Origin of the sequence: Citrobacter sp. RHBSTW-00887 (genome assembly GCF_013728095.1) — a bacterium.
Taxonomy (GTDB): domain Bacteria; phylum Pseudomonadota; class Gammaproteobacteria; order Enterobacterales; family Enterobacteriaceae; genus Citrobacter; species Citrobacter braakii.
This window is the reverse complement of sequence record NZ_CP056267.1, coordinates 1,543,943-1,569,921: the sequence shown is the minus strand read 5'-3', so window position 1 is coordinate 1,569,921 and position 25,979 is coordinate 1,543,943. Positions and strand designations below refer to the sequence as shown.

Sequence of the window (25,979 nt, the reverse complement as noted above, 5' to 3'; positions counted from 1 at the left end):
CATGTCACACTGATAATTTAGTCTCATGCCAGCCACGCGTCACCCAGCATTGCGAATCACCGTCACACGGACACGAATCAACCGGCAGTGAATCGCCGCACTTTCCACACCGGTTCGCGCTGATGGATTTGATACGGCCACGAACCCGCGCATCATCCTGGCGGATAAGCAACGCGATGTACTCGCTCATATCATACGGCGCACGACCAGGGCGACGGGCGGCGCAGTTACGCGCCAGCATTTCCAGTTCCTGCTCGTCGAGTTGCAATTCCATCTTGCGGTTACCGGCTTCAGCCAGACGGGCACGCTGCGCGGCTTTGCGTTCTGCTGCGGATTTAACCACGGATAGCACTCCATGCCAGATTAATTAATGATTCCCAGGCGATGTAAACCCTGATTCCTGCAGCCACACCAAACCCGATTATCATGGAGTAAAGCAGAGCGTCGCACTTGGACATCACTTCACCTCCTGCTGCGGTGCTGCTGGCAGAGAAGGCATCGGCATCCAGTGCGATACGGTTTCAATCGTCCGGCATCTTGAGCGATCGCTGTCCCACAGAAATGCGTCTTCCTGGTTGTCATACCAAACTCCCTCGTCAACGCCGTAATCTGGATGAAATATGTAAATAGGTTCATGCGCTTCAGGCATTCGATCGCTTACCGGAATCCAACCATCCGGAGTTACCGGAGAGTTGCCAGCCTGAAGAATAGATTTCAGCGCTGCCCTTGGCATTGCCGACCAGGCAAGAAATACGTCTGACCTGTCGACATCTTCTGTCGGGAGAGTGTTTTCTATTTCGTCCAGCGCATCACTTAGCTTCTGAAATGCGTCGTCTGGAACAACGTGGCACTCTTCGCCATCAACATCTTGCTGACAGCTATCATCTGCGAGTTCGAATGCGGCCCCGCAAACATTGAGCAGCATTTCAATAACGCGACGGTGTTCTGCTGTTACGCAATTCTCCGGCACCACCTGCGCTGGCGGGGTAGTGTAGAGTGGAATTACCGCATCTCCCATTGGCTGAGACAGACACTTAAGGTGAAGCTCACCCATCTTTGCATAAGCCAGAGTTTCCTCAGCGGCATAAAGCACAGGCTCAGCATTCAGGACTTCATCAATCACCTTGACAGCATCAGCCATTGCGTAGCCGAGATTACCGCCGTCACTTTGCGCTGATGCTTTGCTGAGTACTTCGCGTATCTGGTGCAGGCGATCGAGTGATACAGGACCGTGCGCCGGGTGGTTAGTTGTCATGGGTTAGTCCTCACCAGAGATACTGTAGACAGGTTGCTTTGAATGCTCCGCGAACACCTTCACGCGATTCGTAGTAGTAGGTTGAGTAGCCAGCGCGCGGAACTGCCTTCACCCACTTGTAGGCGCAAAACTCGGCCTTATCGAAGCGTTCTCGCTCATATTCTTCAATCTCACCCTGGCGAATGGCTTCGTCGATAAGCTCAGCCTTACTGACTTCTGCGTGGGCCATGAGCGTTACGCATTCGTCACTCTTCAGTAGTTGCACTACAAAGTTAACGTTTTCCATCTCACTCCCCCTTCACGCCAATGCCAACGGCGGCGCGTTCAGCTTCACTTTGTTCCCAAAACCACTTGTGAAGCGCCATCAACTCTTCGTCAATAGGTGCATATTCGCGGTCGAAATATGCCTGTGCATCCTTTTCATCTTCGCTGGGTAACTCGCCTGGCCCCCACAGCGTGTTATAAATCCATGCCAACGCGGTCGTTGCATTACCGGTAGCCTGCCACTCAATAATCGCAGCTTGCATGACCAGAATGTTTTTCCCGATTAACAGGTCCAGTTCTTTGTGTCGGTTGCGGATGTATGCATTCTCTATCTGTAATTCAGTATTGCGCTTCTCTGTGGATTCCAGCTCATCCAGTAGCGCCAGCACATCAGAGTCGCCTGATTCGAATATCGTTACGCGTGATGCTGAGTAATGAGCATCACCCGGGCTTCTTCCTGGCGCATAATGCGCTCCGTTATCGTCGTAAGTACAACCTGAACATGCGTACATAACAGCACCGGCAGATGCCCTTGCTATCGTCATAACAGCGTCGCAAATATGGCATTTCGGTACTGGTTGCAGTGAATAGCGTTCACGCAGTGCCTGTTTGTCGATGTTGCTCATTGGGCTGCCTCCTGGAGACCGATAGCCTCTGCAATTTGAGCTAATACTTCTGCTGATTCTCCGCTTTCCCCAACCGGTTTATTCATCCAGTCAAACGATACCAAGCGACCCGCTTCGACTACTCCGATATTGAAGTCATCACTGCCTTGCATCTTAAAGCCGTGCTTAATGGCCTTGTCACGTTTGTCGAATTCGACACAATCAGATGTGTACTCGATTCCACCTCCGTTTTCGTTGCACCAAAGGTATTGCTGAATGACGATGTATGACTTACTCATAGCGCTGCTCCCTGTCGTAACTGGGCGGCGAACGATGCGGAGTCCTCGGCATGTTGTTCAAGCCAATCAACAAGAGAACCCATGTCCGTTACTGCCGGATTATCCAAAATGCTTTCGTAAACTCGCTTAGATTCCTGCGCCCGCGCTTCAGCCAGGACAGCTTCGGTTGCCGGGGTTGTGTCGAGAGCCATGTCAAGATGACGCCACATATCCCAGACGCCGCCCGTGCCAATGGTTTTCTTCGAAGGAGTAATGCAGGCGATAAATTCGTTATCAGCGCCTTTGTTCATCATGTATTCAGACACCAAACATGATGACGCAGCCTTCAGCGCCGCATTCTCCGCCGCCAACTCCCTGCACTTGCTCTCGGCGTTAGCGAGCTGTACTGCCATGTTGGTTGAGCGAACAAACTGCACTTCAAGCTGTGTAGCCAGATCGCTAATCAGTTGCGCCAGGCTGCGCACGTCGACAGCACCGCATGATGCTTTCAGTTCAGCAGTGCGCTCATGTCCTAACTTCGCTAACTCAATGATATTACTTCCCATTATTACCCTCGCTTACCCGTATAAGTTATTGATTAGTTTGATAACTAAAAGGATCGTCGATTTAGAACTCTTCGACGCCCCACCCGCCACCCGCTTTCTTCGGCTTCACCGTCACGCCGATGATGCGGAACGGATACTGATCTGCTGCGACTTTGGTTTTCACCCTGGCGTCGCCGGTCCAGAAACCTTTCACCTCGTGCAGTTCCATCTCACCGGTGGTGAGTATCACTGCGAAATCAGGCGTGTAGAACGTGTTATCAGCCAGCCGAAGCTTGATACCTTCGAACCGATACCAGGCTATTTCCCCGGCATGCTTGCGTAACTCAAGGTGCTGGCAGTAAGCCGATTCGGTTTTATTCATCTGGCCAGTATTGAGCCTTCCGAGTGCCTGCAACTGCCTTTTCATGATTTACCTCTCAGGTAATTTAAAACCACAAATGAGTTAATTTCAATAGCAATGTGCATATTTTATTACCTTTTTGGTAATTCACGAGATGTAAAAAAATGCGCTACTGCGCTGGTATTACTTGATGAGTCCTGCTGCCTTCCCTCGCCTGTATTCCTCCATGAGCCACTGTGCCGGTGTTAACCCTCCCAGGGTGGCTGCGTTCGGCATGCATCCGAAACTTCGCCCTGGTGGATGGTAGGCGTTACCTGAGCCTGTCAGTGGTGTGCTCATTGGCTCTGGCTTGGCCTGTATGCTGAGTATTGGATCTGGAATCTGGTGACCGGATGCCACTTTTGCCGACCATTCATCCAGCAGCTTGCGGGCATGCTTCTCAACTTCAGCCTCACTCAGTTGGCGCTGATACATCGCCCGGCGAGTATCACAAACAATCCAGTACATGACCGGATGGCGCCACGGGAACCGCTCTGGTCCTCCAGGCTGGAGGCTTTTCTCTTTGGCGTAACGGTGAAACTCACCCATCACGTCCTCGATGCTGATCCCCAGCACCATCTTGCTGTCCTTGCACCACTTGATGAATTGCCCAGGCGAAGGCCAGAACGGTGATTCACTGGCGCGGGCATGTCGCATTCCTGCCGATACCTGCTCACGGGTTCGGATGCCACCTTCGGCGAATGCGGCGATCCACTGCTGCTTTGCTGCTGTCTCCTGCGCTGGAGTCTTCAGGTTGGTCTGCTCAGCTGCCGGGAATAGCTGCTTAAGCTGTTTAAACAGGGCATCTACAAGGCGCTCTGCCGTGATGTTCACAACGTTGTCGCTACCTGCATATTGACGGTCTGAACCGGTTAAGCTGGCCATAGCCTCACCGTCTCGGTTCTGGATGGCGGTAAATACGTTATTCACAGGAAATCCTCCCACGCCTCTGGACTGTTCCAGTGCGGTACGTTGTTTTCAGGTGAGGTCAGTTTGTTCTGTCTGCTGATCTGCAGACGTCTGGCAAGTTTTTGCTCCCATTGCGCATGGTGGAAAGCCTTACCCTCGGCCATCCAGTAAACCCTGAACTCTGCAAGCTCCTGTGGTGTTGGCTGGCAATCCAGGTTAATGCCCTGCAATGAAGACACCCGGAGGAAATCATCCGATGGTGACCAGTTCTCATGCATGACAAATTTCCCGAATTGTCCCAGTCCACCAGGAGGGACAAAGTTGTTAATAACGGCGTTGTTGGCGTCTGTTCTCTGAGGCACTAACCCCCCAGTTTTATCGCCCCTCTCCTTCTCTTGGTTATATGACTGGTTAACTGATAGGTTCTGCATCCCGTTTTTGGGATCATTCAACTTCCCGTTTTTGGGATCATTCAACTTCCCGTTTTTGGGTATATTCCCAATATTGGTAACATTACCGTTTTTGGGTATGTTTAAAGAGAAAACCCGGACCCTTCTTGTTGCCCCTTTTCTTTCTCCTGTATCTGAAATTAGTCCCATTCCGATGAGCGAAATAAGCCCCGACTGAACTGTTTTTTTATTCAGGCTTGTGTCGGTAACCAGGCGTTCGATGCTTGGGTAGCACAGGTTGTATTCATCGGCTCGATCAGCCATCGAGAGCAGGATGAGTTTCAGTGATGAGCTGCCCGGATTTGTTTTCCATGCCCACTCTGTTGCGTGTCTGCTCATGGTAAATACCTGTCGTCAGCTTGAGTGTTGCAGGCTGGCTTCGGCCATGAGCTGCTTTATTTCTGCCTGGCGGCGCAGGCTCGTGTTGATGGCGCATGTAACGCAGTGCCCGTTGTAAACGTAGCGCTCACTGTCATGACCATGCTTACACTGTTTTCCGGTGTAATAACGCTTAAGACCTGCCTTTGCAGCGTCAAGGCGAGTAATAATCTCCATTGCACAACCTCATTAACGTTTACTATTACGATGATTTTGATGCAGGAAGAAAAAAAGATCAACCGTATATGGTTTTTTATTACCAGAAAGGTGTTTTAAGCAGGAAGGAGCCGCCAGGAGATGACGGCATTGATGTGTTCGGAGGGATTATCGGTCGTAGAAGAAGAGCACTAATTCAGGTTTAGACTTTGTCCATTCTCGGGAACGACATGCTTTAAAAAGTCCGTCCATCAGTCGCTTACCTGGCATCTTGCGGCGCCCGGTCAGGTGCGTCTGGATGTAATGACTGGTGGTTCCGGCTTCATCTGCAAATGCTTCACGCTCATCAGGAGACAGCCCCAGCCAGTGCTTTTTGAAATCAAATTTTTTTTCGTCACTCATATTTTGCTTATCTCAGCCTGTCTATTCATATCTGAATTATTACCTTTCTGGTGAAAAAATCAATGATTATTACCGTTATGGTAACTTTACCTTTATGGTAATATTCATTTAAATTTAGTCAGTTAGGTAACATTAAATGGACAAATACAATAGCTATGAAAAGTATTTATGACATAAGACGAAAAAACCTTAACGAAATCATTCGCCGGGATTTCGATGATACCCAGTTGCGCTTTGCAGAAAGGGTGAAGCGTTCGCAGAACCTGGTCAACCGATGGTGTACTGGTATCAAAAATATCGGGCCTAATGCCGCTCGCATCATCGAAGAAGCAGCGCGCAAAGAAAAGTTCTGGCTTGATGTCGATCACGACCTGGCATTCATTCCAGCAGATAACTTTGTTCCAGCCACCGAAGATGGCGAATGGACTGTAGAGAAGCAGGCCGCCGCCACGCTCAATGCCTGGATGAGAAAGAACACGGAAATGACGTCCGAAAAGAAAGTTGCTGTTGCAGCTGGTATTGGCCCGGCCACAGTTAACCGGATTATGAAAGCGGAAGTCAGCACAACTATCGGCGTTCTTTCCTCCCTGGCGCGCGCGTTCGGGCATGAAGCATACGAGATGATTATTCCCGTTGGCGCTCCTGGTGTTATCGACTACGACCACCGGTTGTATGCAGCTCTGCCACAGGAAGAGAAAAATAAGATCACCTCATTCATCAACTTCGTGTTTGAGCAGAACAAAAGCAAGTAATCCCCCGCCATTCTGACGCTTTACCTGCCCGATGGCGGTAAGCTCGCGCCTCAATTAATTACCAAAATGGTAATTTTTTCTCGTCATACCTATTGACATAATCACTTTTTGATCCGATTATTACCTAAAAGGTAATACAAGAGCACATCGCTCAGGCAGAAACCACCACTTCGTGGCTTTCCTGCATCTTTATGTATTACCAAATTGGTAATAGTGAGGTTCATATGCAGTGGAAAGTCATCAACGGTTGGTACTGCGTTACAGCTTGCGGGCTGATGAGCTGGAAATTCCGCACGCTGGGTGAAGCAATGATCTGGGTATTCGTCAGCAAGCTGGCGGTAAAAACGGAAATGGATATGGGGGTGAGCAAGTGAGCGAATCAAAAGAACTGGTGCTGGTACAACTTCCGGCACCTGCAGATCTGGAAGCGGCATTCATCAGTGATGAGTACATCTCAAACCTGATTGCTGATATTCGCCAGAAAGCGTTATCGGTAGTTGGTGACGTCAACACGGTTAAGGGGCGCGGCGTTTATATCAGCATGGCATCTACCGTGCGTCGCACTAAAACAGCCATCGACGACGCTGGAAAAAATCTGGTTGCTGAAATGAAAAAGCGCCCTGCTCTTGTCGATGCAAGCCGCAAAAAAGTACGCGATGCGCTGGATGAACTGGCGGTAGAAATACGCCGACCGGCTACCGAATGGGAAGCTGAACAGGAGCGCATCAAAGCTGAAGAAGCTGCTCGAGTTAAAGCTGAAAACGACCGTAAGCAGTTCGAATCAGATCACGAAATTGCCCTGCTTATGAATGACGCATTCGACCGCGAAGCGAAGGAGAAAGCAGAAGAAGCAGAGCGCCAGCGCATTGCTCATGAAGAAGAGTTGAAGCGCCAGGCGGAAGAAAAGGCCAGGCGTGAAGCCGAAGAGAAAATCGAGCGTGAACGCGCCGAATCTGCCCGTCGCGAGGCTGAATTAAAGTTCAAGGCTGAGCAGGCAGAGCGTGAACGTATTGCCGCAGAGCAAAAAGCTGAAGCAGAGAAGAAGGAAGCCACAGATCGTGCCGAGCGCGAAAAACAGGAAGCTATCGCAGCTGAGCAACGCAAGGCGCAGGAAGAAGCCGAGCGCATCAAACGTGAAGCCGAAGCGAAAGAAGCGGCCCGTCTGGCGGAAGAGAAGCGCATCGCTGATGAAGCGGCATCACGCGCTGCTGATGTAGAGCACCGTCGGGCCATTAATGCTGCTGCGGTCCAAGCTCTCATTGACCAGGGCATTCCTGAAGACTGGGCAAAGGCATGTGTTGTCGCCATCGCTCGCGGGAAAGTCCCAGCAACAACCATCAACTACTGAGGTGGCTATGCACATTCAGCAATTCAATAACCTGAAAAAAATAGCAGTTCAGTTAAGCAATGACTACCAGCTGTCATCTGAACTGTACGACCGCCACGTTGAGCTGATCGAAGCAGTTGCTGGTTGCGAAATGGAAGAGTCATTCAAGCGAGCAATTCTCCGTGCCGGCGTTCGTTATGAGGTAATGGAAGCGGCATTTGAAAGTGATGATTTCGAAGAGCTTATGTCGTCATTCAAACGTGAATTAACTGGCGTCATCGCTCGTCTTGATCTGGCTGACCAGATCGACAGCAAAAGGAATGCGGCATGAATACCGGCATCTATTTCGACATCAGCAACGAGGACTACCACGCCGGTGACGGCGTGAGTAAGTCACAACTGGATATGGTGGCCAAGAACCCCGCCCTTCTGAAATGGGTGAAGGCTGCTCCGGAAGATGAAGAGAAGAAATCCGCACTGGACATGGGTACTGCTCTGCACTGCCTGCTGCTTGAGCCGGAGGAATTCGATAAGCGTTTCATCGTGGCGCCACAGTTCAACCGCCGCACCAATCAGGGTAAAGCCGATGAAGAAGCATTCCTGAAAGATGTTGCCGGTATGGGTATGACGGTGATGGATGCCGAACAGGGCCGGAAACTGAAACTGATGCGCGACAGCGCAATGGCTCACCCGGCGGCGCGCTGGATGCTGGAAGCCCCAGGCCACTGTGAAGCATCGATGTACTGGAATGACGAAGAGACTGCCGAACTGTGCCGAATCCGTCCGGATAAGTGGTTGAACGAGCACAACGTGATCGTCGACGTGAAAAAGGTTGCAGACATGGATCGCTTTGCGCGTCACATCGAGGAATTCCGCTATCACGTGCAGGACGCAATGTACCGCGAAGGCGCACTGAAAGTAACCGGGCAGCCACACGGATTCTTCTTCCTGGCTGTGAGCGAAACCATCGACTGCGGTCGATACCCGGTCCGCGTATTCGAGCTGGATGCGCCGGATGTTGACGCCGGGCATCAGTTATTCCGCCGGGATCTGAACACCTATCACGAATGCCGCATCAGCGATGAATGGGGCGGAGTGGAAATTATTAAACGCCCTGAATGGGCACGCAAACAGGATATGTACGTATGAGCAACGATATCGCAACCATGAATGCACCAGTAGATACCGCTATCGCTGGAACCGCTGCCACCATTTTTAGCCCTGAAGGGTTGAACCAGTTGATGAAATTTGCCGAGGTTATGTCTCAAAGCCGCGTGACCGTACCGGCTCACCTCGCCGGAAAGCCTGCTGATTGCATGGCTGTGGCAATGCAGGCTGCTCAGTGGGGCATGAACCCATTCGCCGTCGCTCAGAAAACTCATGTCGTCAGCGGCACTCTCGGTTATGAGGCCCAACTGGTAAATGCAGTTATCACCACGATGTCGCCAACGAAAGACCGCATCAACTATGAGTGGTTCGGACCGTGGGAAAACGTGATCGGCAAGTTTGTAGAGAAAACATCCCAGAAGGGAAATACCTACATTGCACCAGCATGGACATTGAAGGATGAAGCAGGATGCGGCGTGCGTGTATGGGCAACGATGAAAGGTGAAGATGAACCACGCGTTCTGGAATTGCTCCTGTCTCAGGCCCAAGTTCGCAACTCAACTCTTTGGGCGAGCGATCCTAAACAACAGCTTGCATACCTGGCAACCAAGCGCTGGTCGCGCCTGCACTGCCCTGACGTAATCATGGGCGTCTATACACCCGACGAATTGCAGGAGACAACACCGCGTGTTGAGCGAGATATCACGCCACCAGCGGCAACGGCTCAAGGTATGAACAGCCTGATCAACTCAAAGCCTGAGCAGAAGCAGGAAGATCGTCAGCAGCACAAAGACGATCGCGGTCCTGAAGAGATTCTGCACGCATTTTCCGGCGCGGCGATGAACTACAACACTCAGGCCGACCTGGACAAAGCGTACAAATACGTTGCTCAGAAACTTGCAGGAGATGATGACCTGCTGGCAAAAGCAACTGACGTTTACACCATCCGTTGTGACGAACTGAACGAAGTACCGATGTAACCACCACTGCGGCGCCACGCGCGTCGCAAATGCAAGAGAGGTAATTATGAAAAGAGCATTTGGCAAAAAGGAACTTATGGCAGTGGTGCCGGTATCTATGAGCACCATTGACCGCATGGAGCGCAATGGAGAGTTCCCGCAGCGTTTCTGGATCACTGATAAACGTTGTGCATGGAACGCTGAAGAGGTTGAGAACTGGCTTGATGAACGTCAGGCCACCAGCCCCGCAGAGTTCACCGGAAAAAAGCCGCCGGTTGATCAGCGCGTTTACCGCCCAGTAAGTAACGCCGCATGACAGCGCTGATCAGGCACTGGGAAAAATGGTCAGGATGGTACTTATTCCTGACCGCCGTTTCCGCCTGGCTGTATCTGCTGGCGGTAATTTTCAGAGAAGGCTGGATCCGATGAGCAAATTAACCCGTCTTGAAAAGTATCACCTGAACTATGTGTCTCAGCGTCAGGCATCAAAGGTTGTCGCTGTAACGCCGGCGGCGATGGAGGTAGAAAAGCGCGCCGTTGAACGTGAATCGAAAGGCCAGTTCCGCATTGCAGCCAGGCTCTGGTTGCTGTGCATGGATGCAGCAGTCGGTGAGGTTGAACGCGCCAGAATAGCGATACGCCGTGATCAGTGCATATCGAAAGGTAATGGCTTGCGCCGTGGTGAATACGCAGGGATCGGATGTCGCGGGGTGGTGTATGACTAATCCGCAAGACGATATCACCGTTGGAATGGTGACACTAATTTATTCGATGAAGTATGGAGGCTGGTTAACTCCAGCCAAACTGATTATTCGCAACCCTATAGCAGCTCAGAGAGTGGCTGAAAAGCTGAATGAATCTCTTAAGGTTCGTCCAATTAAGGCAGGTATAGCATGACCGGTAAATACACTCTTATCTACGCCGACCCGCCTTGGGTTTACCGTGACAAAGCAGCCGACGGAGAGCGCGGTGCTGGGTTCAAATACCCAGTAATGAACGTGCTTGATATCTGCCGTCTGCCTGTGTGGGATCTTGCCGCAGATGATTGTTTGCTGGCTATGTGGTGGGTGCCGACGCAGCCGGTTGAAGCGTTGAAGGTAGTCGAGGCGTGGGGCTTCAAGCTGATGACCATGAAGGGATTCACCTGGCACAAGACCAACAAGCATAAGGGGAACAGCGCGATTGGTATGGGTCATATGACTAGGGCAAACAGCGAAGACTGCCTGTTTGCGGTGCGCGGAAAGTTACCGGCCCGCATGGATGCCTCAATATGCCAGCACGTCACCGCACCGCGCATGGAAAACTCCCGCAAGCCTGACGTCATCCGAGAAAAACTGGTGCAACTGCTTGGCGATGTGCCGCGCATTGAGCTATTCGCCCGCCAGTCGTCGCATGGCTTCGATGTTTGGGGAAATCAGTGCGACGGTCCGGCGGTGCAGTTACTGCCAGGATGCGCAATTGACGTGATGAAAGTGGAGGCCGCATGACTATTATCAAAGGTGTACTGATTAGCAGCCAGCGCTACTTAAATATGGATATCGTGAATGACAGAGCTTCACGTTTTAAGCGCTTTGTTGTTAACGTTTACCCTATCGTCCTTCGTGGTACCCAATACACCATCCTTATGGATGGTCATCATAATTATGCTGCTGCGAAAATTGCAGGTGTAGCTCCAGATTATCGGCCAATAGGGAAAAAGGTCATGAAAATTCTTGCTGGTATGTCTGTGGAAGAACGGGAAGCACTTCTAATAAATAACGTTACTGACAGTAATTATTACGTCGTTGAAACTGGAGAGGTGGTTAATTCTCTTTTGCTTCCTGACACATCATGCCGGTTCATAGCTCACGCAAACAATCAGTGGATCTTTGGTGGTGGAATATGACCATGTTCAATGAGGCGGAGTTAATCCGCCAGTTGGAGGAGCAGCGCGCTGTTATTGTGCAGAAGAGCGCGCAAGTTAACTGGCTGCAAACGGAAAATAGTGTCTTGCACAAGAAATGCGAAGAACTGCAAATGACAGTTGAGCTTCAGCGAGAATTTATAAAATCCAGAAATTAATAACCTTCACTCATCAACTTCTCAAACTTCGACGGGGAGAACGGCACCAGATCGGTGTGCTCCCCGTTAATCCAGGCATCAACCATATCTGCCCACTGCTGCAACATATAGGCTCGCTGCCTGGCATACTCCGCTTTGTTATACACTGCACGAACGCCCTTCTGCTCATGCGCCAGCGCCTTTTCAATCCAGTCAGATGGATAACCGGCCTCATGTAAAAGCGTACTGGCAGTACGGCGCAGGTCGTGCACAGAGAAGTTATCCAGATGCCCGCCAGCATCATTCACCGATTCGACAGTAACATTGATCAGCCTGTTCAGTGCGGCGTTGGATAATGGTTTGCTGACCGAGTAGCGTCCAGGCAAAAGGTACTCACTTCCACCAGCGCACATCTGTAGGCCAATCATCAGATCCTGCGCCTGTTTTGGCAGATAGATAACGTGCGCCCGGCTTCCCTTCATACGGTCTGACGGTATGGTCCACGTCCATTTTTTGAAATCAACCTCTGACCATGTGGCATGAGTGAATTCACTTTTACGAACCAGGGTAAGTAGCACCAGCTTTAATGCCAGCTTCATCGTGGCCATAGTCCCGACGTGATCCAGAGCGCGGAAGAATACGCCGATCTCTTCAGGTTGCAGTGTGCGGTCGCGCGGCTTAAACATGGCTATCGATGAAGGCTTAATTTCAGCAGCCGGATTAAACAGGCCGTGCCCGCGGTCATTGGCATAACGGTATACGCTGCTGATAATTTCCCTGGCCTGCACCGCTGTAGCCCGGCCACCACGTTCGACAATGCGATCGCACAGGTCTCGCACCATACCGGTGGTTATCTCAGCCATCATCTTGTTACCCAGAACCGGCATGATATCGCGTTCGATAACGGCCTGTTTCATTGCGCGGGTACTGTCAGCCAGAATGACGTGCTTCATATAGCTGTCGGTATGTACCGCGAATGTCTCAGCCCCACGGATCTTTTTGATACCGTCACGTTTAGCCGCAGCAGGCGACTGTCCTGCCTTCAACAGTTTCTTTGCAGCAATTAGTTCTTCACGCGCTTCCGCCAGACTGATACCGTCACGACCATACTGACCGATGACCAGCGTTTCCCGGCGTCCGTTGATTCTGTAGTCATACCGGAACGAGACAGAGCCGGAAGTAAGCACGGCTACATACAAGCCGTCACGATCCGAAACCTTATACAGTTTGTCCTGCGGCTTGAGGTTTTTTAATTTGGTATCAGTAAGCACAATTCACCCGTAAAGCATCCATGGTTTGACGGTATGAAGAGTATACCTTTAGGGTAATACCGTCACCTGTACCGGCAAAAAATGTGAGATAGAGTGAATAGATATGATGTGATATAAAGAAAACCCCCTGTAAAAACAGAGGGTTGAGTGCTAAATTGAATAGAAATGATTAGCTGTGAGTTAGCTGTAAATCATTCCCACTCAATCGTAGCTGGCGGCTTACCGCTGATGTCATACACCACGCGGGAAATACCGTTAACTTCGTTGATAATGCGGTTAGAGACGCGGCCTAAGAAGTCATACGGCAGGTGCGCCCAGTGCGCGGTCATAAAGTCGATGGTTTCAACAGCACGCAGGGAAACAACCCAGTCGTACTTACGGCCATCGCCCATGACGCCAACGGAACGTACTGGCAGGAACACGGTGAACGCCTGGCTCACTTTGTTGTACAGGTCAGCGTTGTGCAGTTCCTCAATGAAGATAGCATCCGCACGGCGCAGCAGGTCGCAGTACTCTTTCTTCACTTCGCCCAGCACGCGTACGCCCAGACCCGGCCCCGGGAATGGGTGACGGTACAGCATGTCGTACGGCAGACCCAGCTCCAGACCAATCTTACGCACTTCGTCTTTGAACAGCTCACGCAGCGGTTCAACCAGACCCATCTTCATCTCTTTCGGCAAACCGCCCACGTTGTGGTGAGATTTGATGACGTGCGCTTTACCCGTGGCAGAAGCCGCGGATTCGATCACGTCCGGATAGATGGTTCCCTGCGCCAGCCACTTAACGTCTTCCAGCTTCAGCGCTTCTTCGTCGAAGACTTCCACGAACACGCGGCCGATGATTTTACGTTTAGCTTCCGGATCGTTCTCGCCTTTCAGCGCGTCCAGGAAACGCTTTTCACCTTCAACATGAATGATGTTCAGGCCGAAATGGTCGCCGAACATATCCATCACCTGCTGAGCTTCGTTGAGACGCAGCAGACCGTTGTCGACGAACACACAGGTCAGGTTTTTGCCAATTGCACGGTGCAGCAGCATCGCGGTGACGGAGGAGTCAACGCCGCCGGAGAGGCCGAGGATCACTTTATCAGTGCCAACCTGCTCACGAATGCGGGCAACGGCGTCATCGATAATTTTTGCCGGGGTCCACAGCGCTTCACACTGGCAGATGTCGCGCACAAAACGCTCCAGCATGCGCATCCCCTGACGGGTGTGGGTAACTTCCGGATGGAACTGCACACCGTAGAAACGTTTTTCCTCGTGCGCCATGATGGCAAACGGGCAGTTGTCGGTGCTGGCAACGGTCACGAAACCTTCCGGAATAGCGGTCACTTTGTCGCCGTGGCTCATCCACACGTCCAGCAGTGGTTTGCCGTCTGCGGTCAGAGAGTCTTCAATACCGCGGATCAGCGCGCTGTCGGTCTGAACTTCAACCTGCGCATAGCCGAATTCACGTTCGTTAGAACCTTCAACATGACCACCGAGCTGCATTGCCATAGTCTGCATGCCGTAGCACACGCCGAACACAGGCACGCCCGCAGTGAAAACGTATTCCGGCGCACGCGGGCTGTTTTCTTCAGTGGTGCTTTCCGGACCACCGGAAAGAATGATACCGCTTGGGTTGAATTCGCGAATTTGTGCTTCCGTAACATCCCACGCCCACAGTTCACAATAGACGCCCAGTTCACGTACGCGACGAGCAACCAGCTGAGTGTACTGAGATCCGAAATCAAGGATGAGAATGCGATGTTTATGAATATTGTCTGTCATTGACGCTAATTCCGAGGCAAGTGAAACAAATTCGCCCGGCATATAGCCGGGCGCGGAAACTTATCAGGAGCCCATGCGGTAGTTAGGGGACTCTTTGGTGATGGTCACATCGTGAACGTGACTTTCCTGAATACCCGCACCGCTGATACGTACAAACTCTGCTTTTGTTCGCAGCGCGTCGATAGTACCACAGCCGGTCAGACCCATACAGGAGCGCAGGCCACCCATCTGCTGGTGAATGATCTCTTTCAGGCGACCTTTATACGCAACGCGACCTTCGATGCCTTCCGGGACCAGTTTGTCAGCGGCGTTATCGCTTTGGAAATAACGGTCGGAAGAACCTTTGGACATCGCGCCCAAAGAGCCCATACCACGGTATGATTTGTAAGAACGGCCCTGATACAGTTCGATTTCGCCCGGAGATTCTTCAGTCCCCGCCAGCATAGAGCCAACCATCACTGCAGAAGCACCCGCAGCGATCGCTTTTGCGATGTCGCCGGAAAAACGAATACCGCCATCGGCAATAACCGGAATACCTGAGCCTTCCAGCGCTTCAACGGCGTCAGAAACGGCGGTGATCTGCGGTACACCGACGCCGGTAACGATACGGGTAGTACAGATGGAGCCTGGGCCGATACCGACTTTAACAGCGCTGCAGCCGGCTTCCGCCAGCGCGCGAGCGCCTGCACCAGTCGCAACGTTCCCCCCGATGATCTGCAGATCCGGGTATTTAGCACGAGTTTCACGGATACGCTGCAGTACGCCTTCTGAATGACCGTGAGAGGAGTCAATCAGCAGAACATCCACGCCAGCGGCAACCAGCGCGTCAACACGCTCTTCGTTACCCGCACCTGCGCCTACAGCAGCCCCAACGCGCAGACGACCATGCTCGTCTTTACAAGCGTTAGGTTTACGTTCCGCTTTCTGGAAATCTTTAACGGTGATCATGCCGAGCAGATGGAAGCTGTCGTCAACAACCAGCGCTTTCTCGACGCGTTTTTCGTGCATTTTGGCAAAGACAACATCGCGTGCTTCGCCTTCACGAACGGTCACCAGACGCTCTTTCGGCGTCATGTAGACGCTAACCGGCTGATTCAGATCAGTCACAAACCGTACGTCACGACCGGTGATGATGCCGACCAGTTCATTATCTTCAGTCACTACCGGGTAGCCTGCGAAACCGTTACGCTCGGTCAGTTCTTTTACTTCGCGCAGAGTGGTGGTTGGCAGTACGGTTTGTGGGTCGGTCACGACGCCAGATTCATGTTTCTTCACGCGACGAACTTCTTCCGCCTGGCGCTCAATAGACATGTTTTTGTGGATAAAACCGATGCCGCCTTCCTGAGCCAGGGCAATTGCCAGGCGCGCTTCCGTCACGGTGTCCATTGCTGCGGAGAGCATAGGAATGTTCAGGCGAATGGTTTTCGTCAACTGGGTGCTGAGATCAGCAGTATTCGGCAGAACGGTAGAATGAGCGGGAACGAGGAGGACGTCGTCAAACGTCAGGGCTTCTTTTGCGATACGTAGCATGGGCAATATCTCACCTGGGAGGTTATTAAATATTGCCGCGGCATTATACAGAGCGTAACCGATTGCATCCACACTTTTTTGCAAAAAAACCTTGCGCTCCTCTGTGAGCATGTTACTTTCGACTGAATAACTTGCTGATTTAGAATTTGATCCCGCTCACATGTTATCCTCTCAGACCACCTCAATTTTTACCGTAAGCCGCCTGAATCAGACGGTTCGTTTGCTGCTTGAGCAGGAAATGGGACAAGTGTGGATCAGCGGTGAAATTTCGAATTTCACTCAGCCGTCCTCCGGTCACTGGTATTTCACGCTCAAAGATGACACCGCTCAGGTACGCTGCGCGATGTTTCGCAACAGCAATCGCCGGGTAACGTTCCGACCACAGCACGGTCAGCAGGTACTGGTACGCGCCAACATTACATTGTACGAGCCGCGCGGCGACTATCAGATAATTGTTGAGAGCATGCAGCCAGCGGGCGAAGGTTTGCTGCAGCAAAAATATGAGCAACTCAAGGCCAAACTGCAGGCTGAAGGGCTATTCGATCAGCAGTTCAAAAAAACGCTGCCCTCACCGGCCCACTGCGTCGGGGTAATCACCTCTAAAACCGGCGCCGCGCTGCACGATATCCTCCACGTCCTGAAGCGTCGCGACCCTTCCCTGCCCGTTATTATCTACCCGACCGCAGTCCAGGGCGATGATGCGCCAGGGCAGATCGTTCGGGCCATTGAACTGGCGAACGCGCGGGGCGAGTGCGATGTGCTGATCGTCGGGCGCGGCGGCGGCTCGCTGGAAGATTTGTGGAGCTTTAACGACGAACGTGTTGCACGGGCGATCTTTGCCAGCCGCATTCCAGTCGTCAGCGCCGTCGGCCATGAAACCGATGTCACTATTGCCGATTTTATTGCAGATTTACGGGCACCTACGCCGTCGGCGGCGGCAGAAATTGTCAGCCGTAATCAGCTTGAACTGCTGCGTCAAATACAGCATGGTCAGCAGCGTCTGGAGATGGCGATGGACTACTACCTCGCCAATCGTACTCGTCGATTTACCCAGCTTCATCACCGCTTGCAACAGCAGCATCCGCAACTGCGTCTGGCCCGTCAACAGACCGTGCTGGAACGACTGCGTCAGAGAATGAACTTCGCACTTGAGAATAAGATTAAACAGGCAAATCAGCGTCAGCAGCGCATGCTGCAGCGTCTGAATCAGCAAAACCCGCAGCCGCGTATTTACCGTGCGCAAACACGCATTCAGCAACTGGAATACCGCCTGGCGGAAAATATCCGTGCGAGTTTAAGCGAACAGCGCGAGCGTTTTGGCAACGCGGTTACCCATCTTGAGGCAGTCAGCCCACTGGCCACGCTGGCCCGCGGTTATAGCGTGACGACCGCAAAAGAGGGTGAAGTGCTGAAACAGACTAAACAGGTTACAGCAGGTGATGTGCTCACCACCCGCCTGTCTGACGGATGGGTGGAAAGCGAAGTGAGAGCTGTCACGAAGACAAAGAAAACACGCAGGAAAAAACAGGATTAAAGCGGCACAAACGCCACGCGTTTCTTCGAGATAAGGCCATGACCGTTCTGGCAGAAATAATCCACCGCACCACAGGCTTTAAGCACCTGCAGTGGCTGATTGCACTCCGGGCAGTGCGCTTCTAACTGAATATCTTTATTACAGTTATCACAGTGCGCCATACCGTTTTGCGGCTCCAGCTCTGCATGACAATCCGGGCAAATAATAGACATAGCGACTCCAGTACAGGGATCCATTACTGCGCTGAGTTTAACACGATGCGTTTAATGCCGCCCGCGTAACTGCTGCTGTAACGTTAACAGGCACTCCACTTCCTCCAGCCTGCGCTGCGTCGTGCGGCTCACTTCCTGTGGGCTGCGTTCAAACAGACTTTGCGCGCCCAGAATATGCTCCGCCAGACAATGGGCATATACGCTACCAGGCAGACTCCAGCGTTGTACAACATCACCGTCAATCAATTCGAGCACATCCTCGACACCACGGCGATCATGGCTAATGACACGACCATCGCGCAGACAAAGGCGCAGGCCTTTTTGTCCGCCAGCCGGCCCCGCGTATTTATTCAGCCAGATGTCCAGCGGAATGCCGCTAATCTGTCCCTGCAGATGCGCCTCTCCTTCTGCTGTGGTCAGGTCGCCCTCTACAATATTACGTCCCAGACGGTCTTTAGCGCTTTTCACCTGCAAGGTCATACTGTCATTACCGCCCAGGTAACGCACTGTTTCACGCAGCATTGCCAGTACATGTGTGCCAATGTCCAGAATCACACCGTCCGGATGACGAAGCTCACGGGTATCCGGCTCACCGGTGGCAAAGTTAAGCGCAATGGGTTCTCCAACAGCGTTAAACCCGCTCGGTTCCTGCAAAAAACCGTCGATTTTAACAATGTGTGAAAAATGAGAGACAAGTGCCTGTTGCGGATTATCGCCCTGCCACTGCGCTCCGAGTTTGCCCAACGCCAGCTGCATTGCACCATTGCGTGCCATCCAATGGTCGAGTGCCAGCACGCGGTTGGCAGCATCCGGTTGAGTCAGCAGCGTTTTCAGTTTTTCAATTTGGGAAAGCGTGGCGACAATAGGCTTTTCGACCACAATACGAGCGATGGGAGCCGCCAGCGCCTGTTCAAGCACATCGAGGTGATGCATGGATGCGGTGGTAATAAACAGGGTATCAAGCGGCATTGCAAGAAGTTCAGCGAGCAACGCACAGCGTGTCACGTCTGCGGGCTGCTTTGCGGATTGAACATCAAATCCCACACAGCGTAGTGCATCACCGAACATATTACGTAATGCGGGCAAGTATGCCGTTTCAACGACTGCACCAAGCCCAACAAATCCTAACAGCATGCTCTTACCTCGTTAATTGAATAGCCGGGACATAACGTCTGCCCCGGCACAATCGAGGTGTTATCAGGCGCTAGTTGCCGGTTTAGTTTGCGTATTCTCCAGCATGCGACGAATCGGAACAATGAGGATGATCAGTACCGCAGCGCAGATCAGCAGCGCAATCGAGCAGCGTGCGAAGAGATCCGGCAGCATATCCAGTTGGTCAGCCTTCACATGACCGCCAATCAAACCTGCGGCCAGGTTGCCCAGCGCACTGGCGCAGAACCACAGGCCCATCATCTGCCCGCGCATTCTTTCCGGCGCCAGCAGCGTCATTGTCGCCAGACCGATCGGACTCAGGCACAGCTCGCCAAGCGTCAGCATCAGGATACTGCCCACCAGCCAGAATGGAGAAACGCCTGCCCCGCCGTTACTGAGAACGTTTTGCGCCGCCATCATCATCAGACCGAAGCCTGCCGCCGCAAAGAGGATACCGATCACAAACTTGGTGATGCTACTCGGGCGAATATTCATGCTTGCCAGCTTCGGCCATGCCCAACTGAATACCGGTGCCAGCAGGATAATAAACAGCGCGTTTATCGACTGGAACCAGACCGCCGGGATTTCAAAATCACCGATCATACGGTTAGTGTAGTCGTTGGCGAACAGGTTGAATGATGTTGGCTTCTGCTCAAACGCGGACCAGAAGAACGCGGCGGAAACCAGCAGGATAAAGCAGACCAGCAGTCTGGCGCGCTCTTTACGGTTCAGACCGGCAAAGATGAACAGGTAGATAAAGTAGAGCGCAACGGAGGCTGCAATCACGTACACCAGCATGCTGGCAACCGCGACCGGATTAATTACAATCACGCCCTGCGCTATCAGCGTAACGATAACCGCCGCACCGACGGCCAGCGCCAGCAGCCACGCGCCCACGCCGTTACGTTTCACTACCGGGCTATTCCAGGTGGAGTCGAGCCCCACTTCGCTGTCGTAGCGTTTCATTGATGGAACGGCAAATACACGGAAAATGATCAACGCCACCAACATCCCGATACCACCGATGCCAAAGCCCCAGTGCCAGCCATGGGTTTTAATCAGCCAGCCGGAAATCAGCGGCGCGATAAACGACCCCATGTTGATGCCCATGTAGAACAGCGAGAAACCGCCGTCGCGACGCGCATCGCCTTTTTTGTAAAGCGTGCCAACCATGACCGAAATACAGGTCTTAAACAGACCAGAACCGAGCACGATAAACATCAGACCAATAAAGAACAGGTTGTTCCCCATAATGGCGGAGAGCGCAATTGACAGATGGCCGAGGGCAATCAGGATGGAACCGTACCACACCGCTTTCTGTTGGCCGAGCCAGTTATCCGCCAGCCAGCCACCCGGCAGCGCAGCGAGGTACATCGTACCGGCAAAGATACCCACAATCGCCGAGGCATTTTCACGTGCCAGCCCCATGCCGCCGTCATAAACGGTAGCAGCCATAAACAGGATCAGTAACGGGCGAATGCCATAAAACGAGAAGCGCTCCCACATCTCTGTGAAGAACAGCGAGCCGAGCGGATAAGGATGGCCGAAGAAAGTTCGGCTTTCTTTTTGATTAACAGAGGATTGCATAATTCTCCCGAAAGTTATGTCGTCGTGTGTGTAAACACCGCGATGTACGCCAGCCAGTTACGTATCTGACCGATTTTTTACATGCGGCGAAAATTTATTTAACCATTTGATAACCTAAGGCTAGTTTTGTCTAGTACCAGCCCCCGGACTTTAAGACGAAAACTCGACAAATGTCTACTTTCTTAGATTTAAACTTGGTAAAAAATGAATAGTGATTGACATCGCACGGGCTGAGGCTGGCGATGGAACTTCGAAAAAAAACCCGCGACAAGCACGGGTTTTTATCAGCATCAGCAACGGTTACTTGCTTTTTTTGATGTGTTTTATCAAACGCTTACGTTTACGCATCTGCGTCGGCGTCAGCGTATTGCGTTTGTTCGCAAACGGGTTTTCCCCTTCTTTGAACTGAATGCGGATCGGCGTCCCCATCACATCCAAAGACTTACGGAAATAGTTCATCAGATAACGCTTGTAGGAATCCGGCAGGTCTTTGACCTGGTTGCCGTGAATCACCACGATTGGTGGGTTATAACCACCGGCGTGGGCATATTTCAGCTTCACACGACGACCACGCACCAGCGGCGGCTGATGATCTTCTGCCGCCATAGTCATAATGCGCGTCAGCATCGCGGTGCTGACGCGACGGGTGGAGCTGTCATACGCTTCGCGGACCGATTCAAACAGATTACCCACGCCGCTGCCGTGCAGCGCAGAGATGAAGTGTACACGCGCAAAATCAATAAAGCCCAGACGGAAGTCCAAGGTCTCTTTGACCTGCTCTTTCACTTCCTGCGTCAGGCCATCCCACTTGTTGACCACAATAACAAGTGAACGCCCACTATTGAGGATAAAGCCCAGCAGCGACAGGTCCTGATCGGAAATTCCTTCGCGCGCGTCAATCACCAGCATCACCACGTTGGCATCTTCAATCGCCTGCAGCGTTTTGATAACTGAGAATTTTTCTACTGCTTCGGTAATTTTGCCGCGCTTACGCACGCCCGCGGTATCAATGAGCACATATTCGCGCTCATCGCGTTGCATCGGGATATAAATACTGTCACGCGTGGTCCCCGGCATGTCGTAAACCACTACGCGGTCTTCGCCGAGAATACGGTTAGTAAGCGTGGACTTACCTACGTTCGGGCGACCAACAATCGCCAGTTTGATCGGCAGATCCTGCGGGTTGAAGTCATCTTCAGGCTCTTCTTCGCCGTTCTCTTCGGCTTCCAGTTGCGCCCAATATTCTGCATCTTCATCCACCTCTTCCTGAGGAGCAACGTCATCCATCCACGGCAGCAGAACATGCTCCAGCAGGCTGAGAACGCCACGACCATGGGATGCCGCGATCGGATAAATTACACCCAGACCCAGCGAGTAGAAATCGACGACCGCCTGATCAGGATCGAGTCCGTCAGTTTTGTTGGCTACCAGGAACGTCGGTTTCTGGCGCGAACGCAGATGTTTCGCAATGGCTTCATCCGCAGGCATCAGGCCAGCACGCGCATCTACCATGAACAGCACAACGTCCGCTTCTTCGATCGCCAACAGCGACTGTTCCGCCATGCGGGTTTCTACACCGTCTTCGGTGCCATCAATACCGCCGGTATCAATACAGATAAACTCGCGGCCTTCAATTTCCGCACGACCGTACTTACGGTCACGAGTCAGACCCGGGAAATCCGCAACCAGCGCATCTCGGGTGCGAGTTAGACGGTTAAATAACGTGGATTTGCCAACGTTAGGGCGCCCGACAAGCGCGACCACAGGTACCATGTTTAAAGCCTCATTTAATAAATCATCAGACAACGGGCACATTTTTTGCGCCGTTGTTAAAAACAGTAAAACGGCCCCTGCACCAGGAGCCGTTTTTCAAAGCGAGCGGCCGGGACGATTAACGCGTAATAGAGTACAGCGTACCGTCTTTCGCCTGGATCAGCAGTTTACCATCAGCAGAGACCGGCTCGGTCAGGAAACCAGAGCTGTCAACTTTCTGCTGGGCGACAAAGCGGCCATCGTCAACGTTAATCCAGTGCAGGTAGCCTTCGCTATCACCCACGACCAGATTGCCGTTATACAATACCGGGGACGTCAGCAGACGGTGCAGCAGATCGCTTTGCGTCCACAGCGTCACACCGCCGTCGGTGGTCAGCGCCAGTACACGATCGTTCTGGTCTACCAGGTAGATACGGTTACCGTCGACGATGAAATCATTCACTGAGCCCAGTTCACGTTTCCACATGATCTGACCGCTGCGCAGATCCAGCGCCGTCAGGTTACCATTATAAGCCAGCGCGTAGACAACGCCATTGACGATAACAGGCGTGGTATCAACGTCGCTCAGACGATCGATTTCCGTTGGACCTGTCGCCTGAGAAATACGCTGCTGCCAAATCATCTGGCCCTGCTGCATCAGCACGGCGCTTACGCGGCCGTTATCACCGCCAACGATAGCTGCGCCAAAGGCGGTCGCTGGGGCAGATTCGCCGCGCAGAGACAGAGAAGGCATGTCGAGGTTAACGGTCCATTTGATAGCGCCGTCAGCTTCGTTCAAGGCCTGCAACTGACCGTTACTGGTGTGGATTAATACCACGCCATCGCTCACAACAGGACGAGACAGCGCTTCACCGGCAACTTTCGTCTGCCATGCGGTGGTACCATCGCTGGTGTTCAGCGCATAAACCTGCGCTTTTTCGCTGCCAATGTAAACATGGCCACCGGACACGGTTACACCGCCAGAAAGCTGTGCAGATGCGCGGGAGAACCAGCCGTCTTTCTCACCCAGATTAACAGACCAGACTTCTTTGCCGTCGTCCGCATTCAACGCCTTAACGACGCCGGCGCGATCGGCTGCATAGACAACGTTATCCGCCAGCGCAGGATGAAGATTGGAATAGAAATCACCAATACCGTTACCTACAGAGGTGCTCCAGTCCGTAGACGGAGTAAACTGGTTTTCAACCACCGGTAATGGGGACATCTTAACGACATCTTCTTCGCCACTAAACAGTGAACAGCCGCTCAATAGGGTAACGGAAAGCAGCCCTGGCAGAAGTAATTTACGCAATTGCATCGGGTCCCTCTCAGATGGACAAATTATTGATTTTCATCTGCATCATTTCGCTCAGAGCAGGAGAGGCATCGCTTTTCACGCCCGCTTCCCATGCGCTACGCGCACCTTGTTTATCGCCTTTGCTCAGCAATGCTTCACCGCGCAGGTCGGCAACAATGGCCGTCCACCCTTCACCTTTAATGGTGTCGAGTGTTTTCAGCGCGGTATCAGCCTGTTTAAGCTGAACCTGAACACGAGCCAGACGCAGATTAATCACCGCTTTGAGATTCTCATCGCTGGTCGCTGCTAAGCCTTGTTGCAGCTGGCTTGCGGCTTTCTCAAGTTCATTTTGGTCAACAAACTGCTGCGCCAGTTCCAGTGAAGCTAACGCGCCGTAGGTATTTTTGTTTTCTGCGGCAAATTTCTCTGCAGCAGGAAGACTATCCGGTTTACCCGCGCTAACCGCAGTCACCGTATTTTGATATGCCAGAGAAGCAGAGCGTGCGGACTCCGTCTGATGGCTGGTCCAGTAACGCCAGCCAACCAGCGCGCCAACCCCTAAAATGACCCCAACAGCCAGCGCTTTGCCGTTTTCAGCAAAGAAGCGTTTTACTGCATCAATCTGGTCGTTTTCGTTCTCGTAAATTTCCACGCTGTCCTTCTCCTTAGCCCAGTAGAGTGCGCAAATGCGCGGCAACGCTATCCTGCGCTACTGCCGTTTGCTCACCAGAGCGCAAATCCTTCACTACAACAGTACCGTCAGCCACTTCGGACTCGCCCAGTACCAGTGCAACGCGGGCGCCCCACTTGTCGGCGCGGGCGAACTGTTTCTTAAAGTTGCCGCCACCGTGGTTTGTCATCAGTTTCACACCAGGAACTTCATCGCGCAGACGTTCTGCAAGCCGCATTGCCGCCGACTGCGTATCCGCCCCCGAAGCGACCAGGTATATATCGACAACAGGATCTGCGTTAAATTCCGGATTAACTGCCTGAACTAACAAAACAAGTCGTTCCAGACCCATGGCAAAACCCACGGCCGGCGTTGCGCGACCGCCAAGTTGCTCTACCAGACCGTCGTAACGCCCACCGGCACACACTGTACCCTGAGAGCCCAGGCTGCTGGTGACCCACTCAAATACGGTGCGGTTGTAATAATCAAGACCACGAACCAGACGCTGATTGACGGTGTAGGCAATACCTGCGGATTCCAGCAGTTTGCACAGGCCCGCAAAGTGCTCGCGAGAGTCGTCATCAAGATAGTCGCCCAGTGCAGGTGCGTCGTTGAGCAGCGCCTGTACTTCCGGGTTTTTGGAGTCGAGAACGCGCAGCGGGTTAGTGTACATACGGCGCTTGCAGTCTTCGTCCAGTTTCTCTTTGTGCTGTTCCAGGTAGGCGACCAGCGCATCACGGTAGTTAGCGCGGGCTTCAAGCGAACCAATTGAGTTCAGCTCAAGGCTGACATGCTGAGAAATACCCAGCGCGCGCCACCAGCGAGCGGTCAGCATAATCAGTTCAGCATCGATGTCCGGACCTTGCAGGCCAAACACTTCGACACCCAGCTGATGGAATTGACGATAGCGCCCTTTTTGCGGACGTTCGTGGCGGAACATCGGCCCGATATACCACAGACGCTGTTCCTGATTGTACAGGAGACCATGTTCGATGCCGGCGCGTACGCAGCCCGCAGTCCCTTCAGGACGCAACGTCAGGCTGTCGCCATTACGGTCCTCAAAGGTATACATCTCTTTTTCAACCACGTCGGTGACTTCACCGATCGCGCGTTTGAATAACGGGGTCTGCTCTACAATCGGCAAGCGGATTTCACTGTAACCGTAGCTGCCGAGCACGTTTTTGAGAGTGCCTTCAATGCGCTGCCAGATGGCGGTTTCGCCAGGCAGATAATCGTTCATGCCGCGAATGGCTTGAATGTTTTTTGCCACGTTTATTCTCTTTATGAATATAAAAATGAACCCTCAGCGCTAACCCGAACAATGCGGGCGCCATGCGGGTTCAATCATACACGGGAAGCACGCCGCTTCCCATCACGTT

35 protein-coding genes are annotated in these 25,979 nt (G+C 52.5%); 13 read left to right on the top strand and 22 right to left on the bottom strand.

Features of this window, described 5'->3' with window-relative positions:
* Positions 1-4 precede the first annotated feature (4 nt).
* The 12 genes from HV314_RS07420 to HV314_RS07370 form a co-directional block, all read right to left on the bottom strand.
* Positions 5-343, bottom strand: a complete 339-nt coding sequence (locus HV314_RS07420; protein ID WP_181547727.1) for a hypothetical protein — start codon at positions 341-343, stop codon at positions 5-7.
* Positions 336-458: a hypothetical protein gene (locus tag HV314_RS27320; protein WP_000030836.1), complete on the bottom strand. Its 123-nt coding sequence runs from the start codon at positions 456-458 to the stop codon at positions 336-338. Before HV314_RS27320 ends, HV314_RS07420 begins: the two co-directional genes overlap by 8 nt.
* Positions 458-1,255 (bottom strand): DUF551 domain-containing protein, encoded by a 798-nt coding sequence (locus HV314_RS07415; RefSeq protein WP_181547725.1) that lies wholly within the window; start codon positions 1,253-1,255, stop codon positions 458-460. The genes HV314_RS27320 and HV314_RS07415 overlap by 1 nt, the downstream gene beginning before the upstream one ends.
* A 10-nt stretch (positions 1,256-1,265) precedes the next feature.
* Entirely contained in the window at positions 1,266-1,541 is a 276-nt protein-coding gene (locus HV314_RS07410; protein ID WP_181546032.1) for a hypothetical protein, read from the bottom strand.
* A 1-nt stretch (position 1,542) separates the two neighbouring features.
* On the bottom strand, positions 1,543-2,145 hold the full coding sequence (locus HV314_RS07405; protein ID WP_181546034.1) for an ead/Ea22-like family protein: 603 nt from the start codon (positions 2,143-2,145) through the stop codon (positions 1,543-1,545).
* Positions 2,142-2,423 carry an antitoxin gene (locus tag HV314_RS07400; RefSeq protein WP_086550266.1) on the bottom strand — a complete coding sequence of 94 codons (282 nt, stop codon included), beginning with the start codon at positions 2,421-2,423 and terminating at the stop codon, positions 2,142-2,144. The genes HV314_RS07405 and HV314_RS07400 overlap by 4 nt, the downstream gene beginning before the upstream one ends.
* A complete protein-coding gene (locus HV314_RS07395) occupies positions 2,420-2,968 on the bottom strand; it encodes a hypothetical protein (RefSeq protein ID WP_181547724.1) in 549 nt (182 codons plus the stop codon). The genes HV314_RS07400 and HV314_RS07395 overlap by 4 nt, the downstream gene beginning before the upstream one ends.
* Before the next feature lie 61 nt (positions 2,969-3,029).
* The gene (locus tag HV314_RS07390) at positions 3,030-3,374 is read right to left on the bottom strand and encodes a DUF1064 domain-containing protein (RefSeq protein ID WP_181547723.1); all 345 of its coding nucleotides are present in this window, start codon (positions 3,372-3,374) and stop codon (positions 3,030-3,032) included.
* Positions 3,375-3,491: 117 nt separating this feature from the next.
* Entirely contained in the window at positions 3,492-4,277 is a 786-nt protein-coding gene (locus HV314_RS07385) for a replication protein P (RefSeq protein ID WP_181548092.1), read from the bottom strand.
* Positions 4,274-5,044, bottom strand: coding sequence for a DnaT-like ssDNA-binding domain-containing protein (locus HV314_RS07380; protein ID WP_181547722.1), 771 nt, complete (start codon positions 5,042-5,044; stop codon positions 4,274-4,276). Before HV314_RS07380 ends, HV314_RS07385 begins: the two co-directional genes overlap by 4 nt.
* Before the next feature lie 15 nt (positions 5,045-5,059).
* Positions 5,060-5,260, bottom strand: a complete 201-nt coding sequence (locus HV314_RS07375; RefSeq protein WP_052930708.1) for a hypothetical protein — start codon at positions 5,258-5,260, stop codon at positions 5,060-5,062.
* A gap of 147 nt (positions 5,261-5,407) precedes the next feature.
* Positions 5,408-5,641 (bottom strand): hypothetical protein, encoded by a 234-nt coding sequence (locus HV314_RS07370; RefSeq protein ID WP_003037808.1) that lies wholly within the window; start codon positions 5,639-5,641, stop codon positions 5,408-5,410.
* A 155-nt stretch (positions 5,642-5,796) separates the two neighbouring features.
* Here HV314_RS07370 and HV314_RS07365 point away from each other — a divergent pair, with 155 nt between their 5' ends.
* From HV314_RS07365 to HV314_RS07310, 12 genes are all read left to right on the top strand, one after another.
* Entirely contained in the window at positions 5,797-6,393 is a 597-nt protein-coding gene (locus HV314_RS07365; protein WP_181547721.1) for a helix-turn-helix domain-containing protein, read from the top strand.
* Between the two features lie 224 nt (positions 6,394-6,617).
* Positions 6,618-6,767 (top strand): hypothetical protein, encoded by a 150-nt coding sequence (locus HV314_RS07360; RefSeq protein WP_168733105.1) that lies wholly within the window; start codon positions 6,618-6,620, stop codon positions 6,765-6,767.
* Complete coding sequence (locus HV314_RS07355) at positions 6,764-7,741, top strand: hypothetical protein (protein WP_181547719.1); 978 nt, start codon at positions 6,764-6,766, stop codon at positions 7,739-7,741. Before HV314_RS07360 ends, HV314_RS07355 begins: the two co-directional genes overlap by 4 nt.
* 7 nt (positions 7,742-7,748) lie before the next feature.
* Positions 7,749-8,051 (top strand): hypothetical protein, encoded by a 303-nt coding sequence (locus tag HV314_RS07350; protein ID WP_136397552.1) that lies wholly within the window; start codon positions 7,749-7,751, stop codon positions 8,049-8,051.
* Positions 8,048-8,869 (top strand): PD-(D/E)XK nuclease-like domain-containing protein, encoded by an 822-nt coding sequence (locus HV314_RS07345; protein WP_181547718.1) that lies wholly within the window; start codon positions 8,048-8,050, stop codon positions 8,867-8,869. Before HV314_RS07350 ends, HV314_RS07345 begins: the two co-directional genes overlap by 4 nt.
* The gene (locus tag HV314_RS07340; protein ID WP_181547716.1) at positions 8,866-9,807 is read left to right on the top strand and encodes a RecT family recombinase; all 942 of its coding nucleotides are present in this window, start codon (positions 8,866-8,868) and stop codon (positions 9,805-9,807) included. Before HV314_RS07345 ends, HV314_RS07340 begins: the two co-directional genes overlap by 4 nt.
* A 46-nt stretch (positions 9,808-9,853) precedes the next feature.
* A complete protein-coding gene (locus tag HV314_RS07335) occupies positions 9,854-10,102 on the top strand; it encodes a helix-turn-helix transcriptional regulator (RefSeq protein WP_000816432.1) in 249 nt (82 codons plus the stop codon).
* A gap of 109 nt (positions 10,103-10,211) precedes the next feature.
* Positions 10,212-10,511, top strand: coding sequence for a PerC family transcriptional regulator (locus tag HV314_RS07330; RefSeq protein WP_000041116.1), 300 nt, complete (start codon positions 10,212-10,214; stop codon positions 10,509-10,511).
* Complete coding sequence (locus HV314_RS07325; protein ID WP_080860053.1) at positions 10,504-10,683, top strand: DUF1317 family protein; 180 nt, start codon at positions 10,504-10,506, stop codon at positions 10,681-10,683. Before HV314_RS07330 ends, HV314_RS07325 begins: the two co-directional genes overlap by 8 nt.
* Complete coding sequence (locus HV314_RS07320; RefSeq protein ID WP_181547714.1) at positions 10,680-11,273, top strand: MT-A70 family methyltransferase; 594 nt, start codon at positions 10,680-10,682, stop codon at positions 11,271-11,273. The genes HV314_RS07325 and HV314_RS07320 overlap by 4 nt, the downstream gene beginning before the upstream one ends.
* Positions 11,270-11,671, top strand: coding sequence for a chromosome partitioning protein ParB (locus HV314_RS07315; protein WP_124326212.1), 402 nt, complete (start codon positions 11,270-11,272; stop codon positions 11,669-11,671). Before HV314_RS07320 ends, HV314_RS07315 begins: the two co-directional genes overlap by 4 nt.
* Before the next feature lie 2 nt (positions 11,672-11,673).
* Positions 11,674-11,847 carry a hypothetical protein gene (locus HV314_RS07310; protein WP_247868342.1) on the top strand — a complete coding sequence of 58 codons (174 nt, stop codon included), beginning with the start codon at positions 11,674-11,676 and terminating at the stop codon, positions 11,845-11,847.
* On the opposite strand, the gene HV314_RS07305 is transcribed toward HV314_RS07310, so the two are convergent.
* The 3 genes from HV314_RS07305 to guaB all read right to left on the bottom strand — a co-directional run bounded on the left by HV314_RS07305 (position 11,844) and on the right by guaB (position 16,396).
* The gene (locus tag HV314_RS07305) at positions 11,844-13,097 is read right to left on the bottom strand and encodes a tyrosine-type recombinase/integrase (protein ID WP_181547712.1); all 1,254 of its coding nucleotides are present in this window, start codon (positions 13,095-13,097) and stop codon (positions 11,844-11,846) included. The genes HV314_RS07310 and HV314_RS07305 overlap by 4 nt on opposite strands.
* Positions 13,098-13,288: 191 nt before the next feature.
* Positions 13,289-14,866 carry a glutamine-hydrolyzing GMP synthase gene (gene guaA, locus HV314_RS07300; protein ID WP_016153990.1) on the bottom strand — a complete coding sequence of 526 codons (1,578 nt, stop codon included), beginning with the start codon at positions 14,864-14,866 and terminating at the stop codon, positions 13,289-13,291.
* A 63-nt stretch (positions 14,867-14,929) separates the two neighbouring features.
* A complete protein-coding gene (gene guaB, locus HV314_RS07295) occupies positions 14,930-16,396 on the bottom strand; it encodes an IMP dehydrogenase (RefSeq protein ID WP_181547710.1) in 1,467 nt (488 codons plus the stop codon).
* Positions 16,397-16,556: 160 nt separating this feature from the next.
* On the opposite strand from guaB, the gene xseA reads away from it, so the two are divergent.
* Positions 16,557-17,930, top strand: coding sequence for an exodeoxyribonuclease VII large subunit (xseA, locus tag HV314_RS07290; protein ID WP_181547708.1), 1,374 nt, complete (start codon positions 16,557-16,559; stop codon positions 17,928-17,930).
* Here the strand turns inward: xseA and HV314_RS07285 are convergent.
* From HV314_RS07285 to hisS, 7 genes are all read right to left on the bottom strand, one after another.
* A complete protein-coding gene (locus HV314_RS07285) occupies positions 17,927-18,142 on the bottom strand; it encodes a zinc ribbon domain-containing protein (protein WP_016157125.1) in 216 nt (71 codons plus the stop codon). The two genes, xseA and HV314_RS07285, sit on opposite strands and share 4 nt — an antisense overlap.
* Before the next feature lie 51 nt (positions 18,143-18,193).
* Positions 18,194-19,276 (bottom strand): Gfo/Idh/MocA family oxidoreductase, encoded by a 1,083-nt coding sequence (locus HV314_RS07280; RefSeq protein WP_181547706.1) that lies wholly within the window; start codon positions 19,274-19,276, stop codon positions 18,194-18,196.
* A 63-nt stretch (positions 19,277-19,339) separates the two neighbouring features.
* Entirely contained in the window at positions 19,340-20,881 is a 1,542-nt protein-coding gene (locus HV314_RS07275; protein ID WP_047358235.1) for a peptide MFS transporter, read from the bottom strand.
* Positions 20,882-21,181: 300 nt separating this feature from the next.
* Entirely contained in the window at positions 21,182-22,654 is a 1,473-nt protein-coding gene (der, locus tag HV314_RS07270; protein WP_181547704.1) for a ribosome biogenesis GTPase Der, read from the bottom strand.
* A gap of 118 nt (positions 22,655-22,772) precedes the next feature.
* Positions 22,773-23,951, bottom strand: coding sequence for an outer membrane protein assembly factor BamB (gene bamB / locus HV314_RS07265; RefSeq protein ID WP_016153997.1), 1,179 nt, complete (start codon positions 23,949-23,951; stop codon positions 22,773-22,775).
* Between the two features lie 10 nt (positions 23,952-23,961).
* Positions 23,962-24,582 (bottom strand): YfgM family protein, encoded by a 621-nt coding sequence (locus HV314_RS07260; protein ID WP_016157128.1) that lies wholly within the window; start codon positions 24,580-24,582, stop codon positions 23,962-23,964.
* Positions 24,583-24,595: 13 nt separating this feature from the next.
* Positions 24,596-25,870, bottom strand: coding sequence for a histidine--tRNA ligase (gene hisS, locus HV314_RS07255; protein ID WP_019077380.1), 1,275 nt, complete (start codon positions 25,868-25,870; stop codon positions 24,596-24,598).
* Between the last annotated feature and the right edge of the window lie 109 nt (positions 25,871-25,979).

Bases quoted from the DNA above. Each gene is read 5' to 3' on its own strand.
- HV314_RS07375 (WP_052930708.1), bottom strand. From the start codon at position 5,260: ATGGAGATTATTACTCGCCTTGACGCTGCAAAGGCAGGTCTTAAGCGT.
- HV314_RS07365 (WP_181547721.1), top strand. From the start codon at position 5,797: ATGAAAAGTATTTATGACATAAGACGAAAAAACCTTAACGAAATCATT.
- HV314_RS07325 (WP_080860053.1), top strand. From the start codon at position 10,504: ATGACTAATCCGCAAGACGATATCACCGTTGGAATGGTGACACTAATT.
- HV314_RS07335 (WP_000816432.1), top strand. From the start codon at position 9,854: ATGAAAAGAGCATTTGGCAAAAAGGAACTTATGGCAGTGGTGCCGGTA.
- HV314_RS07380 (WP_181547722.1), bottom strand. From the start codon at position 5,044: ATGAGCAGACACGCAACAGAGTGGGCATGGAAAACAAATCCGGGCAGC.
- HV314_RS07360 (WP_168733105.1), top strand. From the start codon at position 6,618: ATGCAGTGGAAAGTCATCAACGGTTGGTACTGCGTTACAGCTTGCGGG.
- HV314_RS07350 (WP_136397552.1), top strand. From the start codon at position 7,749: ATGCACATTCAGCAATTCAATAACCTGAAAAAAATAGCAGTTCAGTTA.
- HV314_RS07345 (WP_181547718.1), top strand. From the start codon at position 8,048: ATGAATACCGGCATCTATTTCGACATCAGCAACGAGGACTACCACGCC.
- HV314_RS07330 (WP_000041116.1), top strand. From the start codon at position 10,212: ATGAGCAAATTAACCCGTCTTGAAAAGTATCACCTGAACTATGTGTCT.
- bamB (WP_016153997.1), bottom strand. From the start codon at position 23,951: ATGCAATTGCGTAAATTACTTCTGCCAGGGCTGCTTTCCGTTACCCTA.
- HV314_RS27320 (WP_000030836.1), bottom strand. From the start codon at position 458: ATGTCCAAGTGCGACGCTCTGCTTTACTCCATGATAATCGGGTTTGGT.
- HV314_RS07285 (WP_016157125.1), bottom strand. From the start codon at position 18,142: ATGTCTATTATTTGCCCGGATTGTCATGCAGAGCTGGAGCCGCAAAAC.
- guaB (WP_181547710.1), bottom strand. From the start codon at position 16,396: ATGCTACGTATCGCAAAAGAAGCCCTGACGTTTGACGACGTCCTCCTC.
- HV314_RS07315 (WP_124326212.1), top strand. From the start codon at position 11,270: ATGACTATTATCAAAGGTGTACTGATTAGCAGCCAGCGCTACTTAAAT.
- HV314_RS07400 (WP_086550266.1), bottom strand. From the start codon at position 2,423: ATGAGTAAGTCATACATCGTCATTCAGCAATACCTTTGGTGCAACGAA.
- HV314_RS07390 (WP_181547723.1), bottom strand. From the start codon at position 3,374: ATGAAAAGGCAGTTGCAGGCACTCGGAAGGCTCAATACTGGCCAGATG.
- xseA (WP_181547708.1), top strand. From the start codon at position 16,557: ATGTTATCCTCTCAGACCACCTCAATTTTTACCGTAAGCCGCCTGAAT.
- HV314_RS07320 (WP_181547714.1), top strand. From the start codon at position 10,680: ATGACCGGTAAATACACTCTTATCTACGCCGACCCGCCTTGGGTTTAC.
- HV314_RS07340 (WP_181547716.1), top strand. From the start codon at position 8,866: ATGAGCAACGATATCGCAACCATGAATGCACCAGTAGATACCGCTATC.
- HV314_RS07310 (WP_247868342.1), top strand. From the start codon at position 11,674: ATGTTCAATGAGGCGGAGTTAATCCGCCAGTTGGAGGAGCAGCGCGCT.
- guaA (WP_016153990.1), bottom strand. From the start codon at position 14,866: ATGACAGACAATATTCATAAACATCGCATTCTCATCCTTGATTTCGGA.
- HV314_RS07280 (WP_181547706.1), bottom strand. From the start codon at position 19,276: ATGCTGTTAGGATTTGTTGGGCTTGGTGCAGTCGTTGAAACGGCATAC.
- HV314_RS07275 (WP_047358235.1), bottom strand. From the start codon at position 20,881: ATGCAATCCTCTGTTAATCAAAAAGAAAGCCGAACTTTCTTCGGCCAT.
- HV314_RS07410 (WP_181546032.1), bottom strand. From the start codon at position 1,541: ATGGAAAACGTTAACTTTGTAGTGCAACTACTGAAGAGTGACGAATGC.
- HV314_RS07395 (WP_181547724.1), bottom strand. From the start codon at position 2,968: ATGGGAAGTAATATCATTGAGTTAGCGAAGTTAGGACATGAGCGCACT.
- HV314_RS07415 (WP_181547725.1), bottom strand. From the start codon at position 1,255: ATGACAACTAACCACCCGGCGCACGGTCCTGTATCACTCGATCGCCTG.
- der (WP_181547704.1), bottom strand. From the start codon at position 22,654: ATGGTACCTGTGGTCGCGCTTGTCGGGCGCCCTAACGTTGGCAAATCC.
- HV314_RS07370 (WP_003037808.1), bottom strand. From the start codon at position 5,641: ATGAGTGACGAAAAAAAATTTGATTTCAAAAAGCACTGGCTGGGGCTG.
- HV314_RS07405 (WP_181546034.1), bottom strand. From the start codon at position 2,145: ATGAGCAACATCGACAAACAGGCACTGCGTGAACGCTATTCACTGCAA.